This is a genomic window from Pseudomonas sp. S37 (assembly GCF_016658545.1).
Taxonomy (GTDB): Bacteria; Pseudomonadota; Gammaproteobacteria; order Pseudomonadales; family Pseudomonadaceae; genus Aquipseudomonas.
Genome location: NZ_JACVZC010000032.1, coordinates 44127 through 50126 on the forward strand (window position 1 = coordinate 44127; position 6000 = coordinate 50126).

Below are 6000 nucleotides of genomic sequence, written 5' to 3' on the forward strand. Positions count from 1 at the left end.
TCACCCAAAAGATATCCACCGACCACAACCCGCTGAAAGGGTTCCGCTCAGTGGACAAGTTGCCCCCAATCCGTGGGGAAAGCCTTGTGGATAACATGCGCATAGCTGGCGCCGGGCCTTCTGCCACAAGGGTTTGCAGCATATGAACAAAAAATGAACAGCGGCCTGTACAGCTTGCCGCCAGCGTCGGCCGCGGGCATGCTGCGAAGCTGCCATGACCACCTACCGTGAGGAACAGAGCATGACGTCCACCGTATTCATCACTGGCGCCACTTCCGGCTTTGGCGAGGCGACTGCCCGCCGTTTTGCCGATGCTGGCTGGAAGCTGGTGCTAACCGGTCGCCGCAAGGAGCGCCTGGACGCCCTGTGCGCCGAGCTTTCGGCCAAGACCGAAGTGCATGGCCTGGCTGTTGATGTGCGTGATCGCAAGGCCATGGAGCAGGCCATCGCTAGCCTGCCGGCCGGTTTCGACAAGCTGCGCGGCCTGGTCAACAACGCCGGCCTGGCGCTGGGCGTGGACGCAGCGCAGAACTGCAGCCTGGACGACTGGGACACCATGGTCGACACCAACATCAAGGGTTTGATGTACACCACCCACCTGTTGCTGCCACGCCTGATCGCCTATGGTCGCGGCGCGTCGATCCTCAACGTCGGTTCTGTGGCGGGCAACTACCCGTACCCGGGCAGTAACGTGTATGGCGGGACCAAGGCCTTCGTCGGCCAGTTCTCGCTGAGCCTGCGCTGCGACCTGCGCGGCACCGGCGTACGGGTGAGCAACATCGAGCCGGGCCTGTGCGAGAGCGAATTCTCACTGGTGCGCAACAGCGGTGACCAGGCGAAATACGACGCCACCTACGCGGGCGCCGAGCCGATCCAGCCGCAGGACATTGCCGAGACCATCTTCTGGATCCTCAACCAGCCGGCGCACATCAACATCAACAGCCTCGAGCTGATGCCGGTGCGCCAGGACTTCGCCGGGCTCTCGATCGACCGTTCGGCCAGGGGCTGATCCGAGGGCCTCTTCGCGGGTAAACCCGCTCCCACAAGGGACATCACAGAACTTGAAAACTGTGCAGTACCTGTGGGAGCGGGTTCACCCGCGAATGCGTCAGCCCAGGCGCTGCCACCCTTCCAGGCAGGTCGCCAAGTGGTAGGGCGTCGTCGAAGGCATATCGTGCCGGCTGACATTGCCCTCACCATCCCGGCACTCATACCAGCCCGCGTCCCGCAGGAACCGCGCCTCCAGCACCTGCAACTGCCCAGGCAATTTCGCCTCGTCCCCAGCCCGCAACACCAGCGCCCTCAGGTATTCCGCCTGCGCCCAGATCCGTTGTGTGGCATCCAGCACCTGGCCATCCACAGCCAGCATCGCCAGCACTGCACCATCCTTCACCCCACGCTGCTCGGCAAAGCCGAACGCCCGGTCGATCGACGCATGCAGCGGCGTATCACGCAGCAGCGGCGAGGTGTGCAGCAGGTAGAACCATTCGAACTGGTGCCCTGGCTCAAACCAGTTATCCACATCCCCACGTGGCTTTTCCAGCATCAGGCCGTGGGCAGGTTCGATGAAATGCGCCTGCAGGGCTTCGCACAGTTGCAGCAGCGATTGCTGAACGTACTCGTCGTCACGTACGGCCAGTACCTGCAGGAAGGCCTCGGCCAGGTGCATCTGCGGGTTCTGCAGCGGGCCGCTGCCCAGGTCGGCCCAGTCTTCGCCCAGGCTGGCTTCGTACAGGCCATCGTCACGGGCGAACTGCTGGTCGATGATGCCCAGTGCGGCATTCAGGGTGGACGCCACCAGGCTTTCACGCACCTTGCCCCAGTAGTGCGCGCAGGCGAAGACGATGAACGCGTGGGTGTACAGGTCCTTGCGCCGGTCCAGCGGCTTGCCTTGGGCATCGATGCTGTAGAACCAGCCACCGTGTTCGGCGTCGTGGAAATGCTTTTGCAGCGAGCGGAACAGGGCCGCCGCCCGTTCGGCCGCGCCCGGTTGTTCGATACGGCTGCTGAACAGGTACAGCTGGCGTGCGCAGGCCATGGCCCGGTAGCGCTGCACCGGCAAGGGCTGGTGTTGGGCGTCGAGGGCTTCGTAGGGCAGGGCCATGTCGGCGTTCCAGCCCGGGCCTTGCCACATCGGCACGATGCGCTCGGCAAAATGCTGGTTGAAACGGGCCAGTGCGGGCAGGGTGGGGCGGGGGTTGGACATTTCGGCGCTCGTCGCTGTCGGGCAGGGCGCCATGGTAGCAGAAGTGGGGTTTTCGGTAGCCTGTGCGGGCCTCTTCGCGGGTAAACCCGCTCCCACAGGATCACCACAGGACCGAGCAATGTGGATTACCTGTGGGAGCAGGTTTATCGATGCGTCGAACCGCCGCGAAGAGGCCAGTACAGGCTAAAGATCAGCCCGGGTTGCCTAACCCCTGCCAATGCCGCGCCCCGACAAAAATGAAACGCAGCTGCTGGGTAATTTTTTCCTGCGGCGTCAGCGCCTGTGGATAACCTGCCTCCGGGCTGTCGATAAGCTCGGGCAGGGTCGCGAACACAGTCTTCACCACCAGGTCGGCCATCACCGCCAGCGCGGCGCTGTCCAGGTGCTGCCAGCGTTTCATGCGCGCAAGGTCGGTGGCCAGGTCGTCGCTGATGTCCTGGCGCAGGCGGGCAATGGCCTGGCGTACGGGCTGCGAGCCACCGTACTGCTCGCGGGCCAGGAACAGGAACTGCGCGCGGTGAGCGGCAACCACGTCGAGGAAAATGCGCACCGAGGCGTCGGTAATGCCGCCCAGTTCGAATTCGTTGTGGCGCACCAGGCGAATGGTCTGGCGGAAGGTGGTGTCGATTTCGGCCACCAGGGCCAGGCCCAGGGCGTCCATGTCGGGAAAGTGCCGGTAGAAGCCGGTAGGCACGATGCCGGCCGTCTTCGCCACTTCACGCAGGCTGATACTGCCGAAACCACGGCCGCTCTCCATCAGCAGGCAGGCGGCATCGAGCAGGGCCTGGCGGGTCTGTAGCTTCTGTTCGGCGCGCGGCAGCATGGTGCGGGCTTCTGTGACGGTAAGGCTGGGCACTCTAGTTAAAAAAACAAAGCCCGGTCAATGACCGGGCCTGGAGGGGAGCATGCGTTGTGACAAAGGTTGTTCTTTTCGGCCATGTTGATCAGCTCACACGGCTGAGTTCAACCAGGCGATCCGAGCCACCTTCGGCTACGCGGCCAGACTGTTCGATCAGGCGGTCGGAGCCACCTTCGGCAACACGGCCAGACTGTTCGATCAGGCGGTCGGAGCCACCTTCGGCAACACGGCCAGACTGTTCGATCAGGCGATCCGAGCCACCTTCGGCAACGCGACCCGATTTCTCGATCAGGCGATCCGAACCACCTTCAGCAACGGTTTTCAGCGGCTGGGCAATTTCGATGGCGCTGGAGCGCGATTCGGCAGTCAGGTGCTGTTCGGCGGCTGGCAGGGCGAAAGCGTTGGCAGCCAGGATGGACAGGGTCAGGGTCAGCAGGGGGCGTTTCATGATTGGGTGCTCCTCTCGGGGGCTGGAAAGTGGGTACGAAACCAATGCTACGCCGGGTAACGCCAGAGAGAAGTTCATACGGGTAATGGTAACAATCGACCGTATTGATAGAGGTTCGCAACATCTCTAGATCGCGGTTTTCGGGCAGGATGATGGCTATATGGCGTCATCGCCCATGGGTAACACGAGGTAGTGGCGCGACGCATTGCTGAGCAAAACGCCAGGAAAAACTTGGTTATCATGGCGCCATGGATAAAACCCCTCGGGTTTTCATCAGTCCCAGATACTAAGTGCCATCGCTGCGCCTGTTCTGTGCCATACCGCAAGGAGAATCACGCAATGACGCGCCCCGCCAGAATCGTCGTCTGGACCCTAGCCACGCTGCTGACAGTGCTGGCAATACTGGTGGTAGTGATCGCCACCTTTGACTGGAACCGGGTCAAGCCGCTGCTAAACGAGAAGGTCTCCGAGGCCTTGCACCGGCCATTCGCGATCAATGGCAACCTCGCCGTGCACTGGCGCACCGAGCCCGAAGAGGGCGGCTGGCGTGCCTGGGTGCCGTGGCCGCACTTCATTGCCGAAGACCTGACCCTGGGCAACCCCGAGTGGCTCAAGGAACCGAAAATGGTCGGCCTGGAGCGCGTGGAGTTTCGCCTGGCACCGCTGCCATTGTTGTTCCAGCAGATCAGCATCCCGCGCATCAACCTGACCAAGCCCACGGCCAGCCTGACGCGCCTGGCCGATGGCCGCGCCAACTGGACCTTCGACTTCGGGCCGAAGGATGAAAACGCAGCGCCGTCCAAGTGGGTGCTGGACATTGGTGCGATCGGTTTTGACCAGGGCAATGTCAGCTTCGACGACCAGACCCTGAAAACCAGCATGAAGGTGCAGGTCGACCCGCTGGGCAAGCCCATCCCGTTCAGCGATATTGTCGGCAAGGCCAGCGCCGAGAAAGCCGGCGGTGCGCAGGACTACGCCTTCGGCTTCAAGGCCCAGGGCCGCTACAAGGGCCAGCCGGTATCCGGCACCGGCAAGATCGGCGGCCTGCTGGCCCTGCAGGACGCCAGCCAGCCGTTCCCGCTACAGGCTGACGTGCGCATCGCCGATACCCACGTGGTGCTTGCCGGTACCCTGACCGACCCGCGCAACCTCGGCGCCCTCGACCTGCGCCTGCGGCTGTCGGGTGCCAGCCTGGGCAACCTGTACCCACTGACCGGGGTTACCCTGCCCGACACCCCGGCCTACTCCACCGACGGCCGCCTCAGCGCCAACCTGCACGCGGCGCAGGGGGCGACGTTCAATTACCAGGGCTTCAACGGCAAGATCGGCGACAGTGATATCCACGGCGACCTGGCCTTCGTCGCCAGCCAGCCACGGCCCAAGCTGGCCGGCAACCTGGTGTCCAACCAACTGCTGTTCAAGGACCTGGCGCCGCTGATCGGTGCCGACAGCAATGCCGAGCAAAAAGCCCGTGGCGGCGCCAGCAAGCAGCCGGCCGGCAAGGTACTGCCAGTAGAAGAGTTCCGCACCGAGCGCTGGCGCGCAATGGACGCAGACGTCACCTTTGCCGGCAAGCGCATCGTGCACAGCGAGCAACTGCCGTTCAACGACCTGTCGGCCCACGTGATCCTCGAAGATGGCCTGTTGCGGCTCGACCCCCTACGGTTTGGCGTGGCGGGTGGCAGCCTTGCGTCCAATATCCGCCTGGATGGTCGAAGCGTGCCGCTGCAAGGCCGTGCCCGGCTGACGGCGCGCGGTTTCAAGCTCAAGCAACTGTTCCCCACCTTTGCGCCGATGCAGACCAGCTTTGGTGAGCTGAACGGCGATGCCGACATCAGTGGCCGGGGCAATTCGGTGGCAGCCTTGCTGGGCACGGCAAATGGCGATTTGCGTATGCTGGTCAATGATGGCGCGATCAGCCGCAGCCTCATGGAAATCGCCGGGTTGAACGTGGGCAACTATGTGGTTGGCAAGCTGTTCGGCGATGAGGACGTGAAGATCAACTGCGCGGCCGCCGATGTCGGGATCAAGGATGGCCTGGCGACGACCCGGTTGTTCATCTTCGATACCGAGAACGCGATCATCTACATCAACGGCACGGCCAACTTTGCCAGCGAGCAGCTGGACCTGAAGGTCACCCCGGAATCGAAAGGTTTGCGCCTGTTCTCGCTGCGTTCGCCGCTGTATGTACGCGGGCCGTTTGCCAAACCGAGTGCCGGTGTGCAGGCGGTGCCGCTGGCGTTGCGTGGGGCGGGGATGGTGGCGCTGGGGGTGGTGGCCGGACCGGCGGCGGGGCTGTTGGCACTGATTGCGCCTAGCAGCGGGGATGATCCTAACCAGTGCACGCCGTTGTTGCAGCAGATGAAGGCGGGCAAGGCGCCGGCTGCGGTGAAAGGCAAGAAATGAGAAAGGGGGCCGCGTTGCGGCCCATCGCGACACAAGGCCGCGCCTACAAGGGATCAGCACAGGGTCAGGTTAAGCCACCTC

Annotated in this window: 5 protein-coding genes; 2 read left to right on the forward strand and 3 right to left on the reverse strand. The window is 63.4% G+C overall.

From position 1 onward, the window contains the following. Window positions 1–241 precede the first annotated feature (241 nt). Complete coding sequence (locus tag IAE39_RS12995) at window positions 242–1009, forward strand: SDR family oxidoreductase (protein WP_201202929.1); 768 nt, start codon at window positions 242–244, stop codon at window positions 1007–1009. A 99-nt stretch (window positions 1010–1108) separates the two neighbouring features. On the opposite strand, the gene IAE39_RS13000 is transcribed toward IAE39_RS12995, so the two are convergent. The 3 genes from IAE39_RS13000 to IAE39_RS13010 form a co-directional block, all read right to left on the reverse strand. After that, window positions 1109–2206, reverse strand: coding sequence for an AGE family epimerase/isomerase (locus tag IAE39_RS13000; RefSeq protein ID WP_201202931.1), 1098 nt, complete (start codon window positions 2204–2206; stop codon window positions 1109–1111). 190 nt (window positions 2207–2396) lie between these two features. Then, the gene (locus IAE39_RS13005; protein ID WP_201202933.1) at window positions 2397–3029 is read right to left on the reverse strand and encodes a TetR family transcriptional regulator; all 633 of its coding nucleotides are present in this window, start codon (window positions 3027–3029) and stop codon (window positions 2397–2399) included. Between the two features lie 121 nt (window positions 3030–3150). Then, on the reverse strand, window positions 3151–3513 hold the full coding sequence (locus tag IAE39_RS13010; RefSeq protein ID WP_201202934.1) for a hypothetical protein: 363 nt from the start codon (window positions 3511–3513) through the stop codon (window positions 3151–3153). Between the two features lie 339 nt (window positions 3514–3852). Here IAE39_RS13010 and IAE39_RS13015 point away from each other — a divergent pair, with 339 nt between their 5' ends. Beyond that, window positions 3853–5919, forward strand: coding sequence for an AsmA family protein (locus IAE39_RS13015; protein ID WP_201202936.1), 2067 nt, complete (start codon window positions 3853–3855; stop codon window positions 5917–5919). The last annotated feature ends 81 nt before the right edge of the window (window positions 5920–6000 follow it).